Here is a 23,299-nt window from a genome sequence, read left to right on the forward strand (position 1 = left end):
CACCACCAGGGGGCACATCTTGTCCACTCCGCCGTCGGATCGCCCGTCGGGTCCGCCATCGGATCCGTCATCGGGTCCGCCGTCGAGGCACCTCACCCGCCGACTGCTCCAGCTGTACGTGGGCCTGGCGCTGTACGGCGCGAGCGTGGCCCTCCTCGTGGAGGCGGGTCTGGGCCTGGCGCCCTGGAGCGTCCTGGACGAGGGCCTCGCCGAGATGACCGGGCTGACGATCGGCGTCGTGTCGATCATCGTGGGCGCCGTGGTGCTGCTCCTGTGGATCCCGATGCGCCAGCGCCCGGGCCTCGGCACGGTCTCCAACGTCTTCGTGGTCGGCATCGCCATGGACGGCACGCTCGCCCTGGTCCCGGACGCGCACGCTCTCGGAATCCGCATCCCCTTGCTGGTGGCGGGCATCCTCGTCAACGGCGTGGCGACCGGCCTCTACATAGCGGCCCGTTTCGGCCCGGGCCCGCGCGACGGCCTGATGACGGGGCTCCACCGCCGCACCGGCCGCTCGATCCGTCTGGTGCGTACGGCCATCGAGGTCGCGGTGGTGGCGACGGGCTTCGTCCTCGGCGGCACGGTCGGCGTGGGCACGGTCCTGTACGCGGTGGCCATCGGCCCGCTGGCCCAGCTCTTCCTGCGCGTGTTCGCCGTCCCCTCCGCATCATCGGGCGGCAGCACGGTCGTTGCCGCCGGGCAACCGGAGCAGGCGATACTGCGCGGGTGAGCACCCGTATACGCCACCCCTACCTCGACCATCCCGCCCCGATCGCCTTCGCCCACCGGGGCGGGGCCGCGGACGGCCTGGAGAACACCACGGCCCAGTTCCGGCGCGCGGTCGAGGCCGGCTACCGATACATCGAGACCGATGTACACGCCACGGCGGACGGAAAACTCGTCGCCTTCCACGACGCGACGCTGGACCGGGTGACCGACGGGGCGGGCCGGATAGCGGACCTCCCCTGGGACGACGTGAGCCACGCGCGCGTGGCCGGATCGGAACCGGTCCCCCTCTTCGAGGAGCTGCTGGAGACGTTCCCCGACGTCCGCTGGAACGTCGACATCAAGGCGGAGCCCGCCCTGCACCCGCTGCTCGACCTGATCCGCCGCACCCGCTCCTGGCACCGCGTCTGCGTCGGCTCCTTCTCCGAGGCACGCGCCGCCCGCGCGCAGCGCCTGGCCGGTCCGCGCCTGGCCACCTCGTACGGCACCCGGGGCGTCCTCGGACTGCGCCTGCGGTCGTGGGGGTTCCCGGCCCCGCTGCGCCGCTCGGCGGTCTGCGCCCAGGTGCCCGAGTCCCAGTCGGGCGTCCCCGTGGTCGATCACCGGTTCGTGCGCGAGGCCCACGCGCGCGGGCTGCAGGTCCACGTCTGGACGGTCAACGAGGCCGCACGGATGCACCGGCTCCTGGACCTGGGAGTCGATGGCATCATGACCGATCACATCGAGACGCTGCGCGGGGTCCTGGAGGACCGCGGCACCTGGGTCTGACGGCCCCGGCGCCCCGCGCGGCGTCCGCGTACGGGGACTGCGACGGGGAAGCGAGGGCACGGGTGGGCACCGACACCGTGCGGGAACAAGCGGCCGACGAGGCCGCGGAACGTCGGCGCGAACAACGCGGCTGGTACGTCTACGACTGGGCCTGCTCCGTCTACTCGACGAGCGTGCTCACCGTCTTCCTCGGCCCCTATCTGACATCGGTCGCCAAGGCGGCCGCGGACGCCGACGGATTCGTGCACCCGCTGGGGATCCCCCTGCGCGCCGGCTCCTTCTTCGCGTACTGCGTGTCGGCGTCCGTCATCCTGTCGATCTTCGTGATGCCGCTGGCGGGCGCGGCCGCCGACCGCACGGGCCGCAAGAAGCCGCTCCTCGCGGTCGCCGCCTACCTGGGCGCCGCGGCCACCGCGGGCATGTTCTTCCTGGACGGTGACCGCTATCTGCTGGGCGGCCTCCTGCTGATCGTGGCCAACGCCTCACTGGCCGTCTCGATGGTGCTCTACAACTCCTACCTCCCCCAGATCGCCCCACCCGAGGAGCGCGACGCCGTCTCGTCGAGAGGCTGGGCCTTCGGTTACGCGGCGGGCTCACTGGTCCTGGTCGCGAACCTGATCCTCTACACGGCCCACGACACCTTCGGCGTCTCCGAGACGACAGCGGTCCGCATCTGTCTGGCCTCGGCCGGTATCTGGTGGGGCGCCTTCACGCTCGTACCGCTCAAACGGCTGCGCGACCGCCGCACGACGTCCTCCTCGGGTACGTCCACACCCGGATGGCGGCAGCTGGCGGCCACCGTGCGGGACCTGCGCCGCCAGCCACTGACGCTCGCCTTCCTGCTCGCCTATCTGGTCTACAACGACGGCATCCAGACGGTCATCTCGCAGGCATCCGTGTACGGATCCGAGGAGCTGGGCCTCGACCAGTCGACGCTGATCGTCGCCGTGCTGCTGGTCCAGCTGCTCGCGGTGGCCGGGGCGCTAGGGATGGGCCGGCTCGCCCGGACGTACGGCGCCAAACGGACCATCCTCGGTTCACTGGTCGCCTGGACCGTGACGCTGGGCGCGGGTTACTTCCTGCCCGCCGGCGCGCCCGTCTGGTTCTTCGTCCTCGCCGCCGGCATCGGGCTCGTCCTCGGCGGCAGCCAGGCGCTGTCCCGGTCCCTGTTCTCGCACCTGGTGCCGCCCGGCAAGGAGGCCGAGTACTTCTCGGCGTACGAGATGAGCGACCGCGGTATGAGCTGGCTCGGCCCGCTTCTGTTCGGTCTCACCTACCAGCTAACCGGAAGTTATCGGGACGCGATCATCTCGCTCGTGGCCTTCTTCGTGCTGGGATTCGTGCTGCTCGCGAGGGTTCCGGTACGCCAGGCGGTACGCGACGCGGGCAACCCCGTTCCGGACAGGATTTAGCGCCGGAGGCCAAAGGCCGGTAGTGTACGCGTTTGGCCTGCCAGGCGTACCGTTACTGCGCGTCAAAGATGCCGAAACGCTGGGTGACATCTGCCCTCAGATGTGACAAACCGGGCGCAGGTGGGTACAACAAGGGGCGGCTACGACGGCGACGCATGACCCGGAACGGGAATCTTTACCGCCGACCGGACGTTGACCGGATGACGACGACAGCGACACCTGTCCTGTGGGCGACAAGCCCGGGAGGCACGATTCATGAGTGAGCGAGCTCTTCGCGGCACGCGCCTCGTGGTGACCAGCTACGAGACGGACCGCGGCATCGACCTGGCCCCGCGCCAGGCCGTGGAGTACGCATGCGAGAAGGGCCATCGATTCGAGATGCCCTTCTCGGTGGAGGCGGAGATCCCGCCGGAGTGGGAGTGCAAGGTCTGCGGGGCCCAGGCACTCCTGGTGGACGGCGACGGCCCTGAGGAAAAGAAGGCCAAGCCCGCGCGCACGCATTGGGACATGCTGATGGAGCGGCGCACGCGAGAGGAACTCGAAGAGGTCCTCGAAGAGCGCTTGGCTGTACTTCGCTCCGGAGCCATGAACATCGCGGTCCACCCTCGGGACAGCCGCAAGTCCGCGTAACCCCTCCGGGGGTTGGGCGGCATACAACGCACGCACCCAACCGCGGGTGCCGTACCTCCGGGTATGGCGCCTGCGGTTTTGTGCGTTTGGGTGACTTTTGGGCGCCTTGTCCTGAAGTGCCGGACAGGCTGAGACATACGTGCGGGTTCGTCGTGGCTGGTCGCGCAGTTCCCCGCGCCCCTGAGGTATCTCAGCCCCTCCGGCGTTTGAGGAGCGGGGGTTCGGGGGCGGAGCCCCTGAAAGGGACGGGAATGGGTAGGGGCGGAGGGGGCGAAAATACCCCCTCGGCGTCAGCCGTTCAGCGGGGGCCTCGGGCCCGAGTCTTCCTGACTCCGGTCCCGCGACTCGTCGTCCCGAATGACCTCGCCCGGAACGACCTTGCCGTCAGGCCGATGGATACGCGCCTGCTGGAAGGCACCCCCGAGCGTCCCCACGCCGGCCTCCCGCATCTTCCGCTCAAACGTCCGCTCCGCGTACCGGCTCAACCCCTTCTGAACCGGCGGAACCAGCAGAAGCAGCCCGAGTCCGTCGGAGATCAGCCCCGGCAGCATCAGCAGCAGCCCGCCCAGCATCATCAGACCGTTGCCCTCGGAATTCGTACCGCCCTGCGGCAACGCCCCGCTCTGCTGTTGCTGCAGCGTCTCGCTCAGGGCGCGGAAGGCCCGGCGTCCGGCCCGCTTGATGACCACGGAGCCGAGGACGAATCCGGCGACCAGCAGCACGAAGACGATGAAGCCGCTCGTGGCACCCGCCACCACGATCAGCAGCCAGATCTCCAGCACCAGCCATGCGGCGATGCCGAGCGGCAGGTAGCGGAGCGGGCCGGAGCGCCGGGGCCGTGCGGGGTGGGGCGGAGTCGAAGCGCCAGTCGTCATGCGTCCAGTGTGCCTGGGCACGGCTCAGTACGGGATAAACGCGAGGTCAGCACGGGCTGTGAAGCCGAGCCGCCCGTCCGGACAGCCGGACCACGGGCCCGGACAAGCCGACGGGACAGCCAGACCACACAACGAACCGGACCGCAACAACGAACCGGGTCTCAGGGCTACAGGACCTCAGCCCTTCCGACGCCCCCGAATCCGGTCCGCCCGCTCCCCGACCCCCCACGTGGTCACCCTCCACAGGGCCTCCACCAGGATGTCACGGCTCATCTTGGAGTCGCCCAGTTCGCGCTCGACGAAGGTGATGGGCACCTCAACGATGTGATAGCCGGCCTTGACGGCCCGCCGGGCCAGGTCGACCTGGAAGCAGTAGCCCTGCGACGAGACCTCGCCGAGGCCCAGGCCTTCCAGGGTCTCGCTGCGGAAGGCGCGGTAGCCGCCGGTGACGTCGCGGATCGGCACGTCGAGCATCACGCGTGAGTACAGGCTGCCGCCGCGCGAGATGAACTCACGGGACTTGGGCCAGTTGACCACGCGCCCGCCCGGCACCCAGCGGGACCCGAGCACGAGGTCGGCCCCCTTGAGCGCGGTGAGCAGCCGGGGCAGTTCCTCGGGCTGGTGCGAGCCGTCGGCGTCCATCTCGACCAGGACGCCGTACCCGTGCTCCAGGCCCCAGCGGAAGCCCGCGAGGTAGGCGGCGCCGAGGCCTTCCTTGCCCTTGCGGTGCAGCACGTGGACCTGGTCGTCGTCGACGGTCAGTTCGTCGGCGAGTTTGCCGGTGCCGTCGGGGCTGTTGTCGTCGGCGATCAGAACGTGCGCCGCGGGCACGGAGGCCCGCACCCGGCCGACGATCGCCTTGATGTTCTCCGCCTCGTTGAAGGTCGGGATGATCACCAAGGTCGTGCCGAGCGGACCGAACTGTCGCCCACCGCCGTCGTTCACAGCTTCCCCTTAAGACTTCCGTGCGAGGGGCTCCACCATAGCGAGCGTCGCTCTTCAGGCCGGTGAGGCACCGACGTGAAAGTTCCCAGAAGGGGGCCAGAAGGGGGTAGGTCTGCGGATCGGGGCCCGGCGCCCTTCGGGCCGACCTGGGACCCGCTGGCTGCGGGTCGACCGAAAGCCGTTGTCTACTGAGCGTCCGGGCCCCACCCGGGTCACACCATCCGAGCCGGAACGTTCCCTCGCCCCGTGGCGCGGGCGCTGGGCCTGGCTCCCAGTGGTGGTGTACCGGTGCGGCACACCACCCCTGACCCAACTGCGCTGCGGCGACTGCGCGGAAGTTCACCGGTCGGACGTCCGGTGGTGGACCCGGCCGAACCTACCGGCCACCTGCCGCTCGCTGTCAACAGTCGTTTGACCTGGGGGTTTTCCATCAAACCCCTGGTCAGCGCGGAGGATACGCAGGTCGCGCGACGCGGCGCCGGGCCATGATCGACGCCGCGCCACCCCGGGACATCACTCGTCCGGCCGTACGAATACCGTCCGTCCGCCCACGACCGTACGCAGACAGACGGGCAGTCGCGCGCCGGGCGCGAGGTCGGGCAGTCCGGGGGTGCCGGAGCGCGGGTCGGTCGACCAGCGGGCGACCCGGTCGTCCGGGGCCTGGACGACGAGTTCGTCGGTGCGCCACACGGCGTAGTCCGCGGGCGCGCCGGGTACCAGGAGCCCCGCGTCGTCACGTCCGACCGCCCGCCAGCCGCCCCGCGTATGCGCCGTGAACGCGGCGCGCACGGACACCCGGTGCTCCGGAGTGCGATGGAAGGCGGCGGCGCGGACGGTGCCCCACGGGTCGAGCGGTGTGACAGGGCTGTCGGAGCCGAAGGCGAGCGGCACCCCGGCCCGCAGCAGGGCCGCGAACGGGTTGAGTGTCCGGGCCCGCTCGGCGCCGAGGCGCTCGACGTACATGCCGTCCTGGCCGCCCCACAGCGCGTCGAAGGCCGGCTGGACGGAGGCGGTGAGGCCGAGTTCGGCGAAGGCGGCGATCGCCTCCGGGGTGAGCATCTCGGCGTGCTCGACGCGGTGCCGGGCGGCGCGTACGCGGGCCAGGCCGACCTTCTCGGCGGCGGCGCGGACTCCGTCGACCACGGAGGTCACGGCGGCGTCCCCGATGGCGTGGAAGCCCGCCTGGAGGCCCGCCTCGGTGCATGCCACCACATGGGCGGCGACGGCCGCGGTGTCCAGGTAGGCGGTGCCGGTGTGGTCGGCGTCGGTGTACGGCTGGTGGAGGCAGGCCGTGTGCGAGCCGAGGGCGCCGTCCACGAAGAGGTCGCCCGCGGCGCCGACCGCGCCCAGCGCCCGGGCCTTCGCCACGCCCTCCTCACCGTGTTCGGCCCAGTAGCCGACGACCCGGGGCCCGGCCTCCCCCGCGGCGAGCCTCAGCAGCCCGGCGAAGTCGTCCTCGGAGGAGATCTCCGGGCCCGCGCACTCGTGGATGGAGCCGATACCGAGCGAGGCCGCGTGCTTCAGCGCGGCGCGCTGGGCCTCGGTGCGCTGCTCCGGCGTCACGGCTGCGAACGCGGCGGCGCGTACGGCGTGATGGGCGTCGCGGGTCAGCGGTTCGCCGTCCTCGAAACCGGCCGCCCGGCGTACGCCTGGCGCCATGTCAAGCAGTGCCGTGGTGACGACGGCCGAGTGGACGTCGATCCGGCTGAGGTAGAGCGGGCGGCCGCCGGTGACCTCGTCCAGCTCGTCGCGCCACGGATGCCGCCGCTCGGGCCAGCGTGACGCGTCCCAGCCATGACCGAGGAGTACCCGGTCGGCGGGGCGGGCGGCCGCGAACTCCCTTACGAGGGCCATCGCCTCGGTGAGGGTGCGGGCGGCCGAGAGGTCGAGGCCGGTGAGGGCGAGGCCGGTGGCCGTGATGTGCACGTGCGCGTCGGTGAACGCCGGGGTGACGAGCGCCCCTTCGAGGTCCACCACGTCGTCGACGCCGTCCGCGAACGCGTCGGCCGCACCCTCGGAGCCGACCCAGGCGACCTGCCCGCGTTCCACGACCATCGCGGTGGCGAACGGGTCGGCGGGGCTGTGCACCTCCCCGCCGCGCAGCAACATCGTTCGGGGGGTGGCGGTGCTCTCACTCATGGGGAACAGTCTCGCCCCTCCGCGCACGCGCCCCGCGCACGGGGGTCCCACAGTTGAGGTCTCACGCGCGCGGGCGTCAGATCTTCGGCGGCCGGGCCTCGTACGGCGTGGAGAGAACCACCGTCGTACGTGTCGACACGCCCGCCAGCGTGCGCACACGCGCGAGGAGTTCCTCCAGCTCGTGCGGTGTCGAGACGCGGACCTTGAGGATGTAGTTCTCGTCGCCGGCGACGCTGTGGCAGGCCTCGAGTTCCGGGACGTCGGCCAGCCGTTCGGCGATGTCGTCGGGGGCGCTGGGGTCGAAGGGTTTCACCGAGATGAAGGCGGTGATCGGCAGCCCGACGGCCTCCGGGTCGACGACCGCGGCATAGCCGCGGATGACGCCCCGTTGCTCAAGCCGGCGCACCCGCTGGTGCACGGCCGACGTGGACAGGCCCGTGGCCTTGCCCAGGTCGGTGTAGCTCATCCGCCCGTCTTCGACGAGCAACTGCACGATGTGGCGGTCCAGCTCCTCCATGGCGGAGAACCTACATGCCCTTGATCCCCTCGGGTACTCTGCGGCGCAGGTCATACCCTGTTTGTGATGTGGCCTGAAGAAGCGGGCGAGACACCCGGGGGACAAAACCACCGGGTCGGGCACCTGCACGCGGCATGTGACGAACGCCACATCGCGGCGGTCGGTTCCGTGATGTTCTCGTGATTACCGCAGAGACGGGGCGGGAAGTGCTTGCTGTGGTCGAGGTCGCAGTGCCTTGTCGGCCCACCCGAGGGGGAGTAGCCCATGCAGAGTCTGAAGCGCCCTGGTCGCACCGCGCCCAAGCGGCAGCAGCCCGTCGTCGAGCCCGAGCCGGAGGGCGTCGAACCTGACGCCGAGGAGTTCGACGCGTACGACACCTTCGAGATGTACCGGGTGATCTGCCCGGACTGCGCGCAGCCCATCGCGCTCCTCGCGGACGAGGAGATCCTGCCGGAGCACGCGCTGTGCGCGTCGCCGTGGAACCCGTTCGGGCTCACGGTCTGCGCCGGTACGGGCCGTACGGCGGCCGGGGCCCGGCCCGCCGACGAGACGATGGAGGCTCAGGAGCAGGACACCGCCCTGCTGTTGACGCTCCCTCAGGGTCTCGACTGGCGTACGCAGCCCTTCTCGCACGTCGGCGGCCCCGGCTCGCGCCCCATGCGGGTGCCGGTGATGCGCGACCAGGCCGCCTGAGCATCACGCGGCCGGTTTCCGCCTGAGCGGTCCTCAGTTCCAGCTCTGAGCAGTCCTCAGTTCCAGTAACTGCCCTGCACCATGGCTCGCAGGCTGTCGTGGTGCAGGATCAGTGTGTCCGGATCCGCGGGGACGGCGGTCTCACCGAAGTGCACCTGCCGGTAGGCGACGCGCAGCATGACGATCGCGTGCCGCAGGGCTGCGTACAGGATGTGGAAGTCCATGTCCCGCGGTGTGTGGCCGGTGAGTTGGGCGTAGCGCGGCTCCACGCGGTCCCGGCGCAGGAAGCCGGGCAGTCCGGGCTGGCCGAAGCTCAGGGTGAGGTCCTGGAAGAAGCGGTGCAGGTAGATCATCCAGCCGAGGTCGACCTCGCGCGGGGCCAGTGCCGCCATCTCCCAGTCGAGGACCGCGGCGGGTTCGAAGCCGTCGTAGATGACGTTCCCGATGCGTGCGTCACCCCAGCTGAGGACCGTCTCGCCCTCGTCGCGGGGCCAGAGCGCGTCGAGCCGGTCGAAGGTGTCCTCGATCAGCGGTGACCGCGGCAGACCGTCAATCACCCATTCGTAGTAGTCGCGTTGGGCCTCGACGTGACGTCGCAACGGGCTGCCGTCCCCCGGCGAGGCGAGGAAGTCCGCCTCGCGCACCGGGACTTGGTCGTGCAGCCGGGCGAGGAGTCCGACCGAGGCGTGCTCAAGTCGCGTCCGTTCGGCGTCACTTGCCGCGTGCAGCCAGTTGCCCTCGTACGTGTAGGGCATGACGTCCGGCGGTACGCGGCCCTCCACGCGCTCCATGACGAAGAAGGGCGCCCCGAGGGGCCCCGCGTCCTCCTCCAGCCATTGCACCCGCGGTACGGGCACGTCCGTGCGGTCCGCCACCAGCCGCATGGTGCGGTACTGGCGCGGCAGGTCGTAGACCGGGAAGACGGTGTACGCCGCCGGGTCCGCCGCAAGCCTCAACGCGCAGGCGCGCAGCGGGGGTTCGGGGTGCTCGATGTCGAAGAGCAGGGTCTCGCTGGACAGCCCGTTGGAGGCGGGGACACGGACGTCGACCACCTTGGCGCCGGGCAGCCGTCCGGCGAGCCAGGCGGTCAGCCGCCGCGCGAGTTCCTCCGGGTCACGTGTGGTCGTACGCGGACGGGGTGCCGTCGCCATCGTTCCGCTCCCTCCCTCGCCTCAACTTCCCTATGGCGCGACCGAGTCGAAGCCGGTGAACCCGCTCGGGTCGTGCCGGCCGAACGAGCCGTGCTCGAAGATGCCGTGCCCCACCTGTCCGTCGAGCGTGAAGCGGGCGACGTGGTCGGTCACGCCGTACGCGGCGAGCCCCAGCGCGGCCGGGTCCGAAAGGTCGTACGTACGCCGGTCGGTCCAGCCGCGCCCCTGCCAGCTGCCGTGCTGCCAGTCCTCGGCGGGCGGATAGCCGGCTCCGACGGCGAGCGGGGAGGAGGTGAGGATCTCGACGCCGAGTTCCGACGGTTTGCGGAAGTCGCCGAGGTGGACGGTCGCGCGCTCCGGATGCCGGGTTCCGCTCCGGTAGGTGATCTCGGCCTGGGGCCAGCCGAGTTGACGGTCGCGTTCCCCGTTCCGTACGAGCGTCGCGTCGTTCAGGGTCCGGTAGCCGTCGGCGTCCTCCTGGGTGACGACCATCAGGAAGCGGTCCTCGAAGCGGACGGGACACCAGAGCCAGTGGAAGCCCTCGGTCCGGTGCTCCTCGGCGAGCCTGCCGCCCTCCTCGCCGGGCAGGGGGCGCGTGCCCCAACTGCGGTCGCGGGTACCGGTCCAGCCGTCGCCCGACAGCCGTATCTCCTCCCCCGCGACCCTGATCCAGCCTTCGCACCGGCCCGCCTGTACGAAGCGCCGGCCCTCCAACGTGAGCCGGGCGCCCCGGCGTTGGACGTGATGCGGCTCCCAGAGCGCGGGGAAGTCCGCCGACCAGTTGATCTCGTACGACAGTCCGTCCGGGTCGTCGGGGTCGGCCGCACAGCTCAGGACGAAGTCCTTCAGGGGGCGCTCGACCAGGATCCGCAGCGGACCGACCGCCATCGTCATCCGGGTGTCGTCGGCCAGCGCGTCGGAGGCGCGTACGGCGTGCAGGGTGTCGCCGGTGCGCAGGGTCGCGTACGCGTCGATCACGCCGACGTTCGGGTACACCCCCAGCCCCAGGATGAGCAGTGCCCGCCCCTGGTGGTCGAAGACCTGGAAGATGCACCGGTCGTAGGCGTTCCGGTCCCCTGTCGCCACGTGTTTCATCGAGAGGGGGACCTGGTGCACGGGGTACTCGTCGAGGGCTACGGGGCGGTCGTCGGGCATCGGCTGCCTCCCGGGGCGTACGGCGCGTGACGTCGCCCGGAGGGGTGCGGCCCCCGGCGGCGGAGTTGACGGTACGTCAGAAGGCCGCAGGGGGCCAGAGTCCGGTGCGCCCCTCGTACGGACCGGCGGCGCCCGGAACAAGGGGGCACCGCGAACTCACTGGCGAATCCCCGCGCCGGTGTCCTGTCCGCATGTGGACCCGTTGGTCTCGGTATGACCTCCACATACGCAGAGGCGGAGCGCCGCCGCCGGATCCTCTTCCCCGCGTCGGCAGAATCGGTTCCCCAGGGATCGCTGAGGCCACAGGAGACCCAGTGGACGCAGGGAACCCAGGGAACCCAGGGAATTCAGTGGACGCAAGGATCTCAGGCACCACAGGGGTCCCACACGCAACCTCAGCCCCTGGATCCCCCCATCTACCGTGCCCTGATCCGCACGTGGGCCGACCGGGGCCGGACCCTGCCGGGCCGCCACGACCCGGAGTGGGCCCGGCTCGCGGCGCCCTCGGTGATGTACGGGTACGGGAGGTTCAGCGCGACTCGGGACCCGCGAGGTGACGGGCGATGACCATCCGCTGGATCTGATTGGTGCCCTCGACGATCTGCAGCACCTTGGCCTCGCGCATGAAGCGCTCCGCGGGGAAGTCCGCGGTGTAGCCGTACCCGCCGAGCACCTGGACCGCGTCCGTGGTGACCTTCATCGCGGTGTCGGTGCAGTGCAGCTTCGCCATGGCCGCCTGCTTGGCGAACGGCCGTCCCGCGTCGCGCAGCCGGGCCGCGGCGAGGTAGAGCGCCCGGCCGGCCTCGATCTGGGTCGCCATGTCCGCGAGCATGAAGCGCAGGCCCTGGAAGTCCGCGATCGGGCGGCCGAACTGCTGCCGCCCGGTTGCGTACACCACGGCCTCGTCGAGCGCGGCCTGGGCCACCCCGATCGCGCAGGCCGCGATGCCGAGCCGCCCCGAGTCGAGCGCGGACAGGGCGATCGCGAAGCCCTGGCCCTCGTCGCCGAGGCGCCGGCCGTCCGGGATCCGCACCCCGTCGAAGTGGACCTGGGCGGTGGGTGAGCCCTTCATGCCCATCTTCTTCTCGGGCACCGCGGCGCTCAGCCCCTCGGCGTCGCCGGGCACCAGGAACGCCGTGATGCCCCGCGCGCCCTCGCCGCCGGTCCGCGCGAGCACGGTGTAGAAGTCGGCGACTCCGCCGTGCGTGATCCAGGCCTTGGTACCCGTGATCACCCAGTCTCCCCCGCTCTCGGCTTCTCCCCCGGCCTCCGGCCGGGAGGTGCCCCCGGAGCGGGAGGTACCCCCGTCGTCCCGCACGGCTTTCGTGCGCAGCGACGCGGCGTCCGAGCCCGAGGACGGCTCCGAGAGGCAGTAGGCGCCCAGCAGGCCGCCACCGAGCATGTCCGGGAGATGCTCGACCTGCTGTTCCTTGGTGCCGTAGTTGGCGAGGGCGTGGCAGGCGAGCGTGTGCACGCTGACGCCGAGGCCGACGGTGAGACGGGCGGCGGCCAGCTCTTCGAGGACCTGGAGGTAGACCTCGTACGGCTGGTCTCCGCCGCCGTACTCGGAGTCGTACGGGAGGCCGAGGAGCCCTGACTCCGAGAGCAGCGTGAGGACTTCGCGCGGGAAGTGCCCGGCGTCCTCCTCCTCGGCCGCCTTCGGGGCGATCTCGCGCTGCGCGATGTCGCGGACGAGCGAGATCAGATCCCGGGCCTCGTCCGTGGGCAGTTGACGGTCCACCGGCTGCGGGGCGCGGTCGGGCATGGCGACGCTCTCCTCCCTGTCGGGCACTTCGGCGAACGCACACCTGGGTGGGGCTGCCCCGCCTGGTCTTACTGGGCACTGTCGATGCTCGGCGCCTCCGGGTCACGGAAGCGGCTGATCAGCGGCTGTGCGCTGTGAGTATGCCCGATCGGAGGCATCCCGTCACCAGTTAACGACCGCTTACTCAAGAGTAAAGGACTCCCGTACCGAATCCTGTGCCGAATTGGTCCGAACCATTGACCGTACTGGTCTAGTCCTCCTACTGTTTCGCTCCAACGCTTCACCGCGTTCATGCCAAATGGCGCGCGTTCCCCTCTCCCCCACGAGGAGACACGATGTTCAGCTCGCTCCGCCCCCGCGTCCGTTTCCGGGCGCTCGTATCCGCCGCGTGTTGTGCCGTTCTGGGCGCGGGTCTGCTCGCCGGCGCGGGTACGGCCACCGCCGCCGGCCCCGCCGAGCAGGCAGCCGCACCGAAGGCGGCCGGATCCAAGGTCGTCGGCTACTTCACCGAATGGGGCACCTACGACCGGAAGTACCTGGTCAAGAATGTCGAGACGTCAGGCTCGGCGGCCAAACTGACACACATCAACTACGCCTTCGGCAACGTCACCGGCGGCAAGTGCGCGATGGGCGACAACTACGCGGCGACCGAGCGGACGCACACCGCGGCCGAGTCGGTCGACGGCGTCGCGGACACCTGGGACCAGCCGCTGCGCGGCAACTTCAACCAGCTGCGCGAGCTGAAGAAGAAGCACCCGAACCTCAAGGTCCTGTGGTCCTTCGGCGGCTGGACCTGGTCGGCGGGCTTCACCGAGGCTGCCAGGAACCCGGCGGCCTTCGCCCAGTCCTGCTACGACCTGGTCGAGAACTCGAAGTGGGCGGACGTCTTCGACGGGATCGACATCGACTGGGAGTACCCCAACGCGTGCGGCGCCACCTGTGACACCAGCGGGCGGGCCGCGTACAAGAACCTGATGTCCGCGGTGCGCGCCAAGTTCGGCGGCTCCGCGCTGGTCACCTCGGCGATCCCGGCCGACGCCACGGCCGGCGGCAAGCTCGACGCGGCGGACTACGCGGGCGCCGCCCAGTACGTCGACTGGTACAACCCGATGACGTACGACTTCTTCGGTGCCTGGGACGCGACCGGTCCCACGGCTCCGCACTCGGCGCTGAACTCCTACTCGGGGATCCCGAAGGCGGAGTTCCACACCTCGGCGACCATCGCCAAGCTCAAGGGCATGGGCGTCCCGGCCTCGAAGCTGCTGCTCGGCATCGGCTTCTACGGCCGCGGCTGGACAGGTGTCACCCAGGCGACACCCGGCGGCACCGCCACCGGCCCGGCGGCGGGCACGTACGAGCAGGGCATCGACGACTACAAGGTGCTCAAGACGAAGTGCCCGGCGACCGGCACGGTCGGCGGCACGGCGTACGCCAAGTGCGGGAACAACTGGTGGAGTTACGACACCCCGTCGACCATCGCCGGGAAGATGAACTACAAGAACGCGCAGGGCCTGGGCGGCACGTTCTTCTGGGAGCTGAGCGGTGACACGTCGAACGGCGAGCTGATCAAGGCGATCAACTAGCCTCGGCGGAAGGGCACTTCAGTGGAGGGCGGGGGCCGGTCGGCGGGCCCCCGCCCTCCACTCGTGTCAGGTGTCCCGGCGGGCGGCCCGCGGGGCCGGGTAGGAGGCGTCCAGTTCCTCGATGGCGCGCATCGTGCCGCCGAGCATCTTCACCAGCAGCTCGCGCATGAGGTCGCGCGGGAGGCTGTAGTGGTGGATCCAGTCGAGGGTGGCCCCCTCGACGCTGCACAGCCAGCCGAGCAGCGCCATCCGTGGCAGCGGGCCGATCTCCCGCCGCCCGTACGCCCCTTCGGCGATCGTCTCGACGATGGCCTCCCGCACGCCCTCCCGGATGGCGTGCACCTCGGCGTCGAAACCGACACCCCCGCTGATGATGGTGCGGTACGCGGCATGGTTGTTCTCGGCGTAGCGCAGATAGCCGTCGATGGTGCGGTGGACCCGCTGCGCCGGGGGCAGTTCGAGGCCGCTTCCCGCCCGGGAGATCAGCTCGGCCACCGAGTCCTGGACGATCGCCAGGTAGTAGCCGCGCTTGGACTTGAAGTAGTAGTAGATCAACCCCTTGGCCACCTGCGCCTGTTTCGCGATGTCGTCCATCGACAGTGCGTCGTAGGACGTGTCGGCGAACAACTTCCGCCCGATGGCGATGAGTTCGGCGCGGCGCGCTAAGGAACGGTCGGTGCCGCGCGCTCCGGGGCGGTCGGCATCACTCTGCTGACGGTTACTCAATTCCGGACCTGGTCTCCAACTGCGAGCGGGATCCCCGCAGTATGGCAGAGCGGCACCACCAGCCTGTTCGACTCTCTTCGACAGCGATTCAGACGAGCCCGAGCTGCGTCACCAACATCGCGAGCACCACCACGAACGTCCAGCCCACGACGTGCTCGAGGATCTTCGGGCCGTCGTCCTTGGGGCCTCCGGTACGGGCACGGACACGTCCGGCGGTGGCTGAGGTCGTGGTCATGGCAGCTCGCTCACGTCGGTCTTGCAGTGGACTCCCCCCACCGTTCTGTCCACCTTGCCACCGGATCGGGCTTTTGCGGGAGAGAGGTTGGTCACGCGCGAGGGGCTGGTGTGGCGGGAGCCACACCAGCCCCTTCACACGGCCATCGCTCAGTGAATGCCCACCCTCGCCAGTGCCGTCCGCTGGGCGGCCGTGGGACGGGCCGGGAAGTAGACGTAACAGACCCCGCCGGTACCGGAGACGACCGCCCCGGAGGCGTTGTACCTCTTGGTACGGAGCCAGATGTTCTCCCACTCGCGCCGCTTGTAGACGCGCCGAACCGCGTTGTTGTCCGGCGAGGCCGGGTCGTTGGCGATCACGTCGCCGTCGGCGGTGAACCCTATGACCGTCATGAGATGGCCCGCGGTGCCGTACCCCGCTCCCGTCAGTTCGGTCTTGAGGAACGACTGGGACGTTATGGCCGGAATTCCGGCGGCGATCAGCGTCTCCAGGTCGGCGAGCGAGCCGAGCCGGGTCACCACGCCCTGGAGGTCCTTGTACGTGGCCGCGTACGCGGCGTTGAAGGGCCAGTTCCCGCAGCCGTTGTACTGGTGGTCGAACGTGAACCGGGCGGCGTGGCACACCTGCGGGTCCGCGTACTCGGGCTTGACCCAGGCCAGCTGCGCCGCCGTGGGCTTCCGTCCCCAGTACTCGATGATCATCTGGGAGGAGGTGGGGCTGCACCATGCCTCGCCGCCGTTGTCGTACTCGGGGTACTGGCCGACGTGGATCTCCTGTGAGTAGCGCGGCACCGTCAGCTCCCGCGCGAGAGCGGGCGTCGAGGCCGGGACGGTGAAGCGGTCCGGGATGTCGGAGCCCATCGCGCCGAGCCGCCACACGGTCGGTGTGGCCGTGGTCCCGGGCTTGCGGTACAGGGTCAGCCGCAGCCGGTACGACACCAGGCGCAGCCCGGAGGCCGCGTCGTCGATGGAGAAGGTGTCCGTCCAGATACTGCTTTTACCGTCACTCTGGTCGTCCACCGAGGTCCGCCGGATGTCCTGGTCCCCGGCCGCCCAGCGGCCCATCACGTACCAGGGTGTGCCCGTGCCGTCGGAGTACGTGCCCGACAGCTCGACCTGCAGCCAGGTACCCGCCGGGGTCCTCGCGTTCCAGGACGGGATGACCTCGGTCGCGGGGACGGCGAGGCGGTGGACGGGCGAGGTCCAGCGCGCGTACTCCCAGGTGGCGGTCGTGCCGGTGTGCGGGTCCTTGTAGTCGGTCCGGCCCTCCGGCGTCCCGATCGCCAGGCCCGGCCGCACCCCCGGCACGGCACGGGTCCCTGCCGCGGTACCACCGCGCCAGTCGGTGTACGAGGTCCAGGCATGGTTGTCCACGAGGCGCGAAGGGGCTTTCGACGGGGCGGCGGCGCGGGTTCCCGCAGGGCGGTCCGTCGAGCCGGCGGCGGCCGCCGGACTCGCGGCGCCCGCGGTGGCCGCGGCGACCGCCACGGCCAGGAGGCTTCTGCGGGACGGCTGTTCAGCTCTGGTCATGGGCGGGTGACCCCCAGGTGTCCGGAACGGGCAGGTCCAATGCGTGGGTGTGGGGGCAACTATGGTTCGCGATCACGGCTTCTGCCAGCACTTCGAGGGTCGCGGCGCCGACAAATATTGGTCGATACCACTGGCATGACCGCGACAGGACGACGGCATCTTCTCCCCCGGTCGCCCGAGGGTGACCTCGCTAGAGTGAACGACACGGCTCCGCACCACACCGGGCCGCACCCACCGCCCCCAGGGACACCTCATTCACCTCGACGCCCTCGCCTCCCGGCTGCACCGGCTGCCGCCCTCCTGCGGCCCCGTCCGGCTCATCGGCGTCGACGGGCACGCAGGCTCGGGGAAGACCACGTTCGCGGACCGGCTGGCCGAGGCGCTGGGCGGGGCTCCCGTGCTCCACCTGGACGACATCGCCACGCACGAGGAGCTCTTCGACTGGACGGGGCGGCTGCTCCGGGAGGTCGTCGAGCCGCTGTCGCACGGCACGACGGCGCACTATCGGCCGTACGACTGGGACACCCGCGGCTTCGGGCCGGTCCGCGCCCTGCCGCCGACGCCCGTGGTCCTCGTCGAGGGGGTGGGCGCCGGCCGGCGTGCGCTCAGGCCGTGGCTGGCGCGGCTGCTGTGGATGGAGCTGGCCGACGAGGACGCGTGGGCGCGCGGGCGGCAGAGGGACGGTTCGGCGCAGAACGAGTTCTGGGAGGGGTGGGTCCGCGCCGAGCGTCGGCACTTCACCAAGGACCCGTCAAAACCGTTCGCCGATCTTCTGGTGCTGCAGTGTTCAGAGGGGTACGAGGTGCTCCAGGGACCTGCTGCGACGTCAGCGAAGAGCCTCTCGGTCACGGACCGTGACGGCCCAGCGTCTGTGTGCTGAACTTGTGAAGACCCACATCTGAGAAGTTGCCTGAGTGCCCCAACTCGGCTTGACCCGGGGGCCGTACAGGACTTACTTTCTGAATGTGCGGCCTTTTGGGGCCGCCCCGCAGACGCGAAGCCCCCGGTTGTTCCCCCGTGATCGGGGGCTTCGTTCTGCCCACAGCCGTTTTTCGGACGCTCCGAGGCGCGATTCGTTCACCCTGAGTCACCAAACCGAGTGCGCCCCATCTGCTCCCACCTCGGAGAACCTGTCGTGCGGCACCCTTCGGCCCGGTACTGCCCCGCAGGTACGATGCCTCTCGGTGCGACATTCGGACGGCTGCTCTCCGCACCGAACGCAACTCCCGTCCGCGGCACAGCGGTTCGACGAAGACTGCCGACGGGCACCGGCCCGCCCGGCGATCAACGGGGGCACGGTTTGTGGGGGACGTGATGGACTTCGGCACGCAGGGCCCCGAGGCCCCGGCCGACCTCGCCTGGCTGCGAGGTGTGGACGCCTACACGATGGGGGCCTATCCGCAGGCGGAGGAGGAATTCCGCGCCGCGGTCCGGATGGATCCGGGAATGGCCGACGGCTGGCTCGGGCTGCACGCGCTGCGCATCGACACGACGACGGCGCTGCTGCGCATGTTCCGGCACCGGGAGCGCTTCGGGGAACAGCGCTCCCGCCACCGGCGGACGCTCAACTCCTGGTACTGGCTGGGCTGGTGGGTGCAGCCGGTCCTGGAGTCGCCGCGCGATCTGCTGCTCGCGCACGCCTCGCACTGGCTCGACGGGCGTCATGTCCCGGAGCTGGACCGGGCGCTCGCGAGCCTGCCGCCCGTGGACGCGGATCCGCAGGTGCGGTTCCTGCACGCCTGCCGGGCGTATCTCGTCAAGGACTGGGAGCAGTTGGTCCGGCACACGGATCCGCTGATCGACGATCCGATGCTGGGTATCGAGGCGGGTCTCTTCGGCGGCATGGCACGGGTGCGTCTGGAGATGTTCGGGCAGGCCGAGCCGCTGCTGTCGTCGGCCCTGATGCGCTGTCGCAGCGAGCAGCCGCAGCGCAAGGAGCTGCGGTACTGGCTGGCGCGGGCGCACGAGGGCACGGGCCGCTCCGCCGCCGCGCTGCCCCTGTACCGGGCGGTGCACCGGGTCGACCCGGCCTTCATGGACACCTCCGCACGGCTCGCGGCGATCTCCGAGGGCGACGGGTACGACGACACGGCCGACCTCGCGGCGATCACCCTCACCGGTGTCGGCCAGGACATCCTGGACGGCCCGGACGGCGTCGACCCGCTGTTCGGCGGCGAGGGCCGTGACCTCAAGCTCTCGGAGCCCGAACTGCCGCCGCCGGGCGCGCTGCCCTCCGAGGCGGACCGGGTCCGCGAGAAGGCCATCGTGCCGGTGCGTCCGCCGCATCTGCCGACCGGGCCCACCGATCCGGCACTGCTCGAAGAGGCGCTCCTGGAGCTGGAGCGCATGGTCGGCCTCGAACCGGTCAAGCGCCAGGTGAAGGCGCTGTCCGCGCAGTTGAACATGGCGCGGCTGCGGGCCGGTCAGGGTCTGCCGGTCCAGCCGCCGAAGCGGCACTTCGTGTTCTCGGGCCCCTCCGGCACCGGCAAGACGACCGTCGCCCGGATCCTGGGCCGGGTCTTCTACGCGCTCGGGCTGCTCGGCGGCGACCATCTCGTCGAGGCCCAACGCGCCGACCTGGTGGGCGAGTACCTCGGCCAGACCGCCGTGAAGGCCAACGAACTGATCGACTCCGCGATCGGTGGCGTCCTCTTCGTCGACGAGGCCTATTCGCTCTCCAACTCCGGTTACGGCAAGGGCGACGCGTACGGCGACGAGGCGTTGCAGGTCCTGTTGAAACGGGCCGAGGACAACCGCGACCATCTCGTCGTGATCCTCGCCGGCTATCCCGAGGGCATGGACCGGCTGCTGGCCGCCAACCCCGGGCTGTCGTCCCGCTTCACGACCCGCGTCGACTTCCCGTCGTACCGTCCCCTCGAACTCACCTCGATCGGCGAGGTGCTGGCCGCGGAGAACGGTGACGTGTGGGACGAGGAGGCGCTCGACGAGCTGCGGTCCATCAGCGGGCACGTTGTCGATCAGGGCTGGATCGACGAGCTGGGCAATGGGCGGTTTCTGCGCACGCTGTACGAGAAGAGCTGCGCGTACCGTGATTTGCGGCTCTCGGTGTACCCGGGTCACCTCACGCGCGATGATCTGTCCACGCTTCGGCTGGCCGATCTCATGCAGGCGTACGGAGAGGTGTTGTCGGGGCGGGGGCCGCAGGATCCCTCGCCTATGTGAGATTCGCCCACGAGCTCGGTGCCTTGCCGTGAGCTCGCGGGTGCGGCACCGTCGTGGCTTGTCGCGCAGTTCCCCGCGCCCCTAAAAGACAAAGACAAGGGGCGCGGGTCTTCTGCGTCAGCTGGCCAGTGCCTGTTGCGCTGTCTCCGAAGCCGGATCCGGCGCTTCCTTGCGCGGCTCACTCACCCGCACCGCCGGCGTCTCCCGGTGCGCCGGGTCCCTGACCTCGCCCACCAGTAGCTCCAGTACGTCCTCCAAGGCGACCAAGCCGAGTACGCGGCCCGACGCGTCGGCGACCTGGGCGAGGTGCGTCGCGGCGCGGCGCATCACGGTCAGGGCGTCGTCCAGCGGGAGTTCGGCCCCGAGGGTCGTCATGGGGCGCCAGACCTGCTGGGGCACGGCCCGCTCGGACTCCTCCAGATCGAGTACGTCCTTCACGTGCAGATAGCCCATGAAGGCGCCGTTCTCGGCGGCCACCGGGAAGCGGGAGTACCCGGTGCGGGCGGTGAGCGCGACGACCTGGCCCGGGGTGACCGAGGGGCCGACGGTCACCAGGGACTCGCTGTCCAGGAGCACGTCCGTGACCGGGCGGGAGCCCAGCTCCAGGGCGTCCTCAAGACGCTCTTGCTCCTCGGGGTCGAGCAGACCCGCCTGGCCCGCGTCCTCGACGAGCCGGTTGAGCTGCTCGCTGGTGAAGACCGCCTCGACCTCGTCCTTGGGCTCGACGTGGAAGAGCCGCAGGATGACGCGGGCGCAGGCACCGAGGCCCAGCGTCACCGGCTTGCAGAGCCGGGCGAAGGCGACCAGGCCCGGGCTGAGCCACAGCGCGGTCTTCTCGGGGGCGGCCATCGCCAGGTTCTTCGGCAGCATCTCGCCGACGACGAGGTGCAGGAAGACGACCGCAGCGAGGGCTATGACGTACCCGAGCGGGTGGATCATGCCCTCGGGCAGGTGCACGGCGTGGAACACCGGCTCCAGGAGGTGCGCGACGGTGGGCTCGGCGACCGCGCCGAGCGTCAGCGAGCAGACCGTGATGCCGAACTGCGCGGCGGCCATCATCTGCGGCAGGTTCTCCAGGCCGTACATGACCTGGCGGGCCCGTGCGGTGCCGAGCGGTTCGATCTGGCTGCGGCGGACGGAGACGAGCGCGAACTCGGCGCCGACGAAGAAGCCGTTGGCGAGCACGAGCAGCGCCGCAAACAGGAGTTGGAGCACGCTCATCGGACGGCCTCCACCACGGGGGCGGAGGCGGCGGCCGAGGCGGTGCCGGCGGTCCTGACCAGCCGGACCCGCTCGGCCCGGTAGTGCCCGACCTGGCGCACGGAGAGGCGCCAGCCCGGCAGTTCGGCTTTGTCACCGGGTGCGGGGATCCGGCCGAGCAGATCGGCGACCAGGCCGGCGACCGTCTCGTACGGGCCCTCGGGGACGTCCAGGCCTATGCGCTGGAGGATGTCGACACGGCAGCTGCCGTCGGCGTCCCAGGCGGGCCTGCCGTCCTCGGCCGGTGCGGCGGCGAGTTCGGGGACGTCATGGCCGTCGTGCTCGTCGCGGACCTCGCCCACGAGTTCCTCGACGATGTCCTCCAGGGTGACCACGCCGGCCGTGCCGCCGTACTCGTCGACGACGACGGCGATGGGCTGTTCGTTGCGCAGCCGCTCCAGGAGGGGCTGCACGGGCAGCGTCTCCGGGACGAGCAGCGGGGCCTGGGCGATCCTGGTCACGGGCGTGCGCAGCCGGTCCTGCGAGGGCACCGCGAGGGCGTCCTTGAGGTGCACCATGCCGACGATCTCGTCGATCCGCTCCCGGTAGACGGGGAAGCGGGACAGGCCGGTGGCGCGGGTGAGGTTCACGACGTCCTCGGCGGTCGCGGAGGACTGGAGGGCGCTGACCTTCACGCGCGGGGTCATGACGTGCTGCGCGGTGAGGTCGGCCAGCGAGAGCGTACGGACGAACAGGTCGGCGGTGTCCTGTTCCAGTGCGCCGGCCTGGGCCGAGTGCCGGGCCAGGGAGACCAGCTCGCCGGGGGTGCGCGCGGAGGCCAGCTCCGCGGTGGGCTCGACGCCCAGGGTGCGGACGAGCCGGTTGGCCACGGAGTTCAGCCCCGAGATCACCGGCCGGAACACGGTCGAGAAGGCGTGCTGCGGGCCCGCGACGAACCGCGCGACCTGCATGGGCCTGGAGACCGCCCAGTTCTTGGGCACGAGCTCGCCGATCACCATCTGCACGGCCGAGGCCAGCAGCATGCCGACGACCACGGCGACACCGGACACGGCTCCCTCGGGGATGCCGACCGCGGTGATGGGGCCGTTGAGCAGCTCGGCGAGCGCCGGCTCGGCGAGCATGCCGACGACCAGCGAGGTGATGGTGATGCCGAGCTGGGTGCCGGAGAGCTGGAAGGACAGCTCCTTGAGCGAGTTGACGACCGTACGGGCCCGTCGGTCGCCCTCGGCGGCGGCCTTCTCGGCGTCGGGGCGCTCCACCGTGACGAGGCCGAACTCGGCCGCCACGAAGAAGCCGTTGGCGAGGATCAACAGGAACGCCGCTCCGAGGAGCAGCAGGGGGATGGTCATGCCGCCGCCTCGATATGTCGGGAGGGGGCGGCGCAGGTACTACAGGACGATCCGTCCATCGCTGGAGGGAGTCACTCCTCGAAATAGCAGGGGGCCTCTGGATCCCGGGTGGGAAGGCAGAGGCGGAGGCGCAACGAAAACGCCTCCGCCAACAGATTAATCAAGACATGGGCCCGTACGGCAGGGTGGAAGGCCGAGAGTCAGGCGTGATGTTCGTCGTGCTCGTCTTCCTGATGTCCGTCGGGCTCGTGAACGGAGTGGGTTTCGACGAGGGCGCGCAGCGCACGGGCGTCGCGGATCGCGTGCTGCTTGGCGATGCCCGGCTGGATGCCGAGCGCGGGCAGGCTGGTGCCGTCACTGAGGTTCAGGAACACCCACGGGTCGCCCGGGCGCAGGTTGACCTGGAGGATCTCCGCCCAGGCCAGCTTCCGGCGGCCGGCGATGTTCACGACGGTCACACCGGACTCGTCGGCGACGACTTTCGGCCGCGAGAGCAGCACGAGCACCCCGAAGAGCAGGGCCCCGGTGAAGACGAAGCTGGTGCGCTCCCCCGGGCTGAGCTTCTCCAGCAGCATCGCGACTGTGCTGATGACCACGAAGATCGTGGCGCCGGCGGTCAGCAGGACGGCTCGGGTGCGGCCCGGCCGGAAGGTGATGGGAAGAGCGGGCAGCTCTGGTGCGTCGGACATGGCGGGCG

Annotated in this window: 21 protein-coding genes; 8 read left to right on the forward strand and 13 right to left on the reverse strand. The window is 70.5% G+C overall.

The annotated features are described in order from the left end of the window. Positions 1 to 19: 19 nt before the first annotated feature. The 4 genes from ACIBEI_RS38455 (at position 20) to ACIBEI_RS38470 (ending at position 3,536) form a co-directional block, all read left to right on the forward strand. Complete coding sequence (locus tag ACIBEI_RS38455) at positions 20 to 730, forward strand: YitT family protein (protein ID WP_398895173.1); 711 nt, start codon at positions 20 to 22, stop codon at positions 728 to 730. Then, entirely contained in the window at positions 727 to 1,494 is a 768-nt protein-coding gene (locus ACIBEI_RS38460; protein ID WP_398895175.1) for a glycerophosphodiester phosphodiesterase, read from the forward strand. The genes ACIBEI_RS38455 and ACIBEI_RS38460 overlap by 4 nt, the downstream gene beginning before the upstream one ends. Positions 1,495 to 1,556: 62 nt before the next feature. Further along, a complete protein-coding gene (locus ACIBEI_RS38465; RefSeq protein ID WP_398895176.1) occupies positions 1,557 to 2,906 on the forward strand; it encodes an MFS transporter in 1,350 nt (449 codons plus the stop codon). A 255-nt stretch (positions 2,907 to 3,161) separates the two neighbouring features. Next, positions 3,162 to 3,536: an RNA polymerase-binding protein RbpA gene (locus ACIBEI_RS38470; RefSeq protein WP_003977404.1), complete on the forward strand. Its 375-nt coding sequence runs from the start codon at positions 3,162 to 3,164 to the stop codon at positions 3,534 to 3,536. Positions 3,537 to 3,826: 290 nt separating this feature from the next. On the opposite strand, the gene fxsA is transcribed toward ACIBEI_RS38470, so the two are convergent. From fxsA to ACIBEI_RS38490, 4 genes are all read right to left on the reverse strand, one after another. Then, a complete protein-coding gene (gene fxsA / locus ACIBEI_RS38475; protein WP_398895178.1) occupies positions 3,827 to 4,411 on the reverse strand; it encodes an FxsA family membrane protein in 585 nt (194 codons plus the stop codon). A 177-nt stretch (positions 4,412 to 4,588) separates the two neighbouring features. Further along, on the reverse strand, positions 4,589 to 5,356 hold the full coding sequence (locus tag ACIBEI_RS38480; RefSeq protein WP_398895180.1) for a polyprenol monophosphomannose synthase: 768 nt from the start codon (positions 5,354 to 5,356) through the stop codon (positions 4,589 to 4,591). Positions 5,357 to 5,869: 513 nt separating this feature from the next. Beyond that, entirely contained in the window at positions 5,870 to 7,495 is a 1,626-nt protein-coding gene (locus ACIBEI_RS38485; RefSeq protein ID WP_398895182.1) for an amidohydrolase, read from the reverse strand. A 76-nt stretch (positions 7,496 to 7,571) separates the two neighbouring features. Beyond that, positions 7,572 to 8,012, reverse strand: a complete 441-nt coding sequence (locus ACIBEI_RS38490; protein ID WP_055615743.1) for an Lrp/AsnC family transcriptional regulator — start codon at positions 8,010 to 8,012, stop codon at positions 7,572 to 7,574. A gap of 264 nt (positions 8,013 to 8,276) precedes the next feature. Here ACIBEI_RS38490 and ACIBEI_RS38495 point away from each other — a divergent pair, with 264 nt between their 5' ends. Then, complete coding sequence (locus ACIBEI_RS38495; protein ID WP_398895183.1) at positions 8,277 to 8,705, forward strand: hypothetical protein; 429 nt, start codon at positions 8,277 to 8,279, stop codon at positions 8,703 to 8,705. A 56-nt stretch (positions 8,706 to 8,761) separates the two neighbouring features. On the opposite strand, the gene ACIBEI_RS38500 is transcribed toward ACIBEI_RS38495, so the two are convergent. The 3 genes from ACIBEI_RS38500 to ACIBEI_RS38510 form a co-directional block, all read right to left on the reverse strand. Continuing rightward, entirely contained in the window at positions 8,762 to 9,856 is a 1,095-nt protein-coding gene (locus ACIBEI_RS38500; RefSeq protein ID WP_398895184.1) for a phosphotransferase family protein, read from the reverse strand. Positions 9,857 to 9,886: 30 nt separating this feature from the next. After that, positions 9,887 to 11,011, reverse strand: a complete 1,125-nt coding sequence (locus ACIBEI_RS38505) for a hypothetical protein (protein WP_398895186.1) — start codon at positions 11,009 to 11,011, stop codon at positions 9,887 to 9,889. Positions 11,012 to 11,540: 529 nt separating this feature from the next. Next, positions 11,541 to 12,776 carry an acyl-CoA dehydrogenase family protein gene (locus ACIBEI_RS38510; RefSeq protein WP_398895187.1) on the reverse strand — a complete coding sequence of 412 codons (1,236 nt, stop codon included), beginning with the start codon at positions 12,774 to 12,776 and terminating at the stop codon, positions 11,541 to 11,543. A 335-nt stretch (positions 12,777 to 13,111) separates the two neighbouring features. Here ACIBEI_RS38510 and ACIBEI_RS38515 point away from each other — a divergent pair, with 335 nt between their 5' ends. Continuing rightward, complete coding sequence (locus tag ACIBEI_RS38515; RefSeq protein WP_398895189.1) at positions 13,112 to 14,359, forward strand: glycoside hydrolase family 18 protein; 1,248 nt, start codon at positions 13,112 to 13,114, stop codon at positions 14,357 to 14,359. Between the two features lie 66 nt (positions 14,360 to 14,425). Here ACIBEI_RS38515 and ACIBEI_RS38520 read toward each other — a convergent pair whose 3' ends face one another. The 3 genes from ACIBEI_RS38520 to ACIBEI_RS38530 all read right to left on the reverse strand — a co-directional run bounded on the left by ACIBEI_RS38520 (position 14,426) and on the right by ACIBEI_RS38530 (position 16,849). After that, positions 14,426 to 15,085 (reverse strand): TetR/AcrR family transcriptional regulator, encoded by a 660-nt coding sequence (locus tag ACIBEI_RS38520; protein ID WP_398895190.1) that lies wholly within the window; start codon positions 15,083 to 15,085, stop codon positions 14,426 to 14,428. Between the two features lie 88 nt (positions 15,086 to 15,173). Then, positions 15,174 to 15,320 carry an SCO1431 family membrane protein gene (locus ACIBEI_RS38525; protein WP_189839832.1) on the reverse strand — a complete coding sequence of 49 codons (147 nt, stop codon included), beginning with the start codon at positions 15,318 to 15,320 and terminating at the stop codon, positions 15,174 to 15,176. 149 nt (positions 15,321 to 15,469) lie between these two features. Beyond that, on the reverse strand, positions 15,470 to 16,849 hold the full coding sequence (locus ACIBEI_RS38530) for a peptidase C39 family protein (RefSeq protein ID WP_398895192.1): 1,380 nt from the start codon (positions 16,847 to 16,849) through the stop codon (positions 15,470 to 15,472). A gap of 253 nt (positions 16,850 to 17,102) precedes the next feature. Between ACIBEI_RS38530 and ACIBEI_RS38535 the strand changes: the two genes are divergently transcribed. Beyond that, positions 17,103 to 17,729 (forward strand): uridine kinase, encoded by a 627-nt coding sequence (locus tag ACIBEI_RS38535; protein ID WP_398895252.1) that lies wholly within the window; start codon positions 17,103 to 17,105, stop codon positions 17,727 to 17,729. Positions 17,730 to 18,163: 434 nt separating this feature from the next. Then, positions 18,164 to 20,032, forward strand: coding sequence for an AAA family ATPase (locus ACIBEI_RS38540; RefSeq protein WP_307526716.1), 1,869 nt, complete (start codon positions 18,164 to 18,166; stop codon positions 20,030 to 20,032). A 117-nt stretch (positions 20,033 to 20,149) separates the two neighbouring features. Here ACIBEI_RS38540 and ACIBEI_RS38545 read toward each other — a convergent pair whose 3' ends face one another. The 3 genes from ACIBEI_RS38545 to ACIBEI_RS38555 all read right to left on the reverse strand — a co-directional run bounded on the left by ACIBEI_RS38545 (position 20,150) and on the right by ACIBEI_RS38555 (position 23,291). Continuing rightward, positions 20,150 to 21,253 carry a hemolysin family protein gene (locus ACIBEI_RS38545; RefSeq protein ID WP_398895193.1) on the reverse strand — a complete coding sequence of 368 codons (1,104 nt, stop codon included), beginning with the start codon at positions 21,251 to 21,253 and terminating at the stop codon, positions 20,150 to 20,152. Beyond that, positions 21,250 to 22,602, reverse strand: a complete 1,353-nt coding sequence (locus tag ACIBEI_RS38550) for a hemolysin family protein (RefSeq protein ID WP_398895194.1) — start codon at positions 22,600 to 22,602, stop codon at positions 21,250 to 21,252. The genes ACIBEI_RS38545 and ACIBEI_RS38550 overlap by 4 nt, the downstream gene beginning before the upstream one ends. A 200-nt stretch (positions 22,603 to 22,802) precedes the next feature. Then, positions 22,803 to 23,291: a PH domain-containing protein gene (locus ACIBEI_RS38555; RefSeq protein ID WP_398895196.1), complete on the reverse strand. Its 489-nt coding sequence runs from the start codon at positions 23,289 to 23,291 to the stop codon at positions 22,803 to 22,805. Between the last annotated feature and the right edge of the window lie 8 nt (positions 23,292 to 23,299).

Source organism: Streptomyces sp. NPDC050988, from assembly GCF_044456225.1.
Lineage (GTDB): Bacteria > Actinomycetota > Actinomycetes > Streptomycetales > Streptomycetaceae > Streptomyces.

Coding starts and splice junctions, on each gene's coding strand:
- ACIBEI_RS38545 (WP_398895193.1), bottom strand. CDS start 21,253: ATGAGCGTGCTCCAACTCCTGTTTGCGGCGCTGCTCGTGCTCGCCAAC.
- ACIBEI_RS38495 (WP_398895183.1), top strand. CDS start 8,277: ATGCAGAGTCTGAAGCGCCCTGGTCGCACCGCGCCCAAGCGGCAGCAG.
- ACIBEI_RS38500 (WP_398895184.1), bottom strand. CDS start 9,856: ATGGCGACGGCACCCCGTCCGCGTACGACCACACGTGACCCGGAGGAA.
- ACIBEI_RS38485 (WP_398895182.1), bottom strand. CDS start 7,495: ATGAGTGAGAGCACCGCCACCCCCCGAACGATGTTGCTGCGCGGCGGG.
- ACIBEI_RS38490 (WP_055615743.1), bottom strand. CDS start 8,012: ATGGAGGAGCTGGACCGCCACATCGTGCAGTTGCTCGTCGAAGACGGG.
- ACIBEI_RS38510 (WP_398895187.1), bottom strand. CDS start 12,776: ATGCCCGACCGCGCCCCGCAGCCGGTGGACCGTCAACTGCCCACGGAC.
- ACIBEI_RS38505 (WP_398895186.1), bottom strand. CDS start 11,011: ATGCCCGACGACCGCCCCGTAGCCCTCGACGAGTACCCCGTGCACCAG.
- ACIBEI_RS38515 (WP_398895189.1), top strand. CDS start 13,112: ATGTTCAGCTCGCTCCGCCCCCGCGTCCGTTTCCGGGCGCTCGTATCC.
- ACIBEI_RS38550 (WP_398895194.1), bottom strand. CDS start 22,602: ATGACCATCCCCCTGCTGCTCCTCGGAGCGGCGTTCCTGTTGATCCTC.
- ACIBEI_RS38530 (WP_398895192.1), bottom strand. CDS start 16,849: ATGACCAGAGCTGAACAGCCGTCCCGCAGAAGCCTCCTGGCCGTGGCG.
- ACIBEI_RS38525 (WP_189839832.1), bottom strand. CDS start 15,320: ATGACCACGACCTCAGCCACCGCCGGACGTGTCCGTGCCCGTACCGGA.
- ACIBEI_RS38555 (WP_398895196.1), bottom strand. CDS start 23,291: ATGTCCGACGCACCAGAGCTGCCCGCTCTTCCCATCACCTTCCGGCCG.
- ACIBEI_RS38470 (WP_003977404.1), top strand. CDS start 3,162: ATGAGTGAGCGAGCTCTTCGCGGCACGCGCCTCGTGGTGACCAGCTAC.
- ACIBEI_RS38540 (WP_307526716.1), top strand. CDS start 18,164: ATGGACTTCGGCACGCAGGGCCCCGAGGCCCCGGCCGACCTCGCCTGG.
- fxsA (WP_398895178.1), bottom strand. CDS start 4,411: ATGACGACTGGCGCTTCGACTCCGCCCCACCCCGCACGGCCCCGGCGC.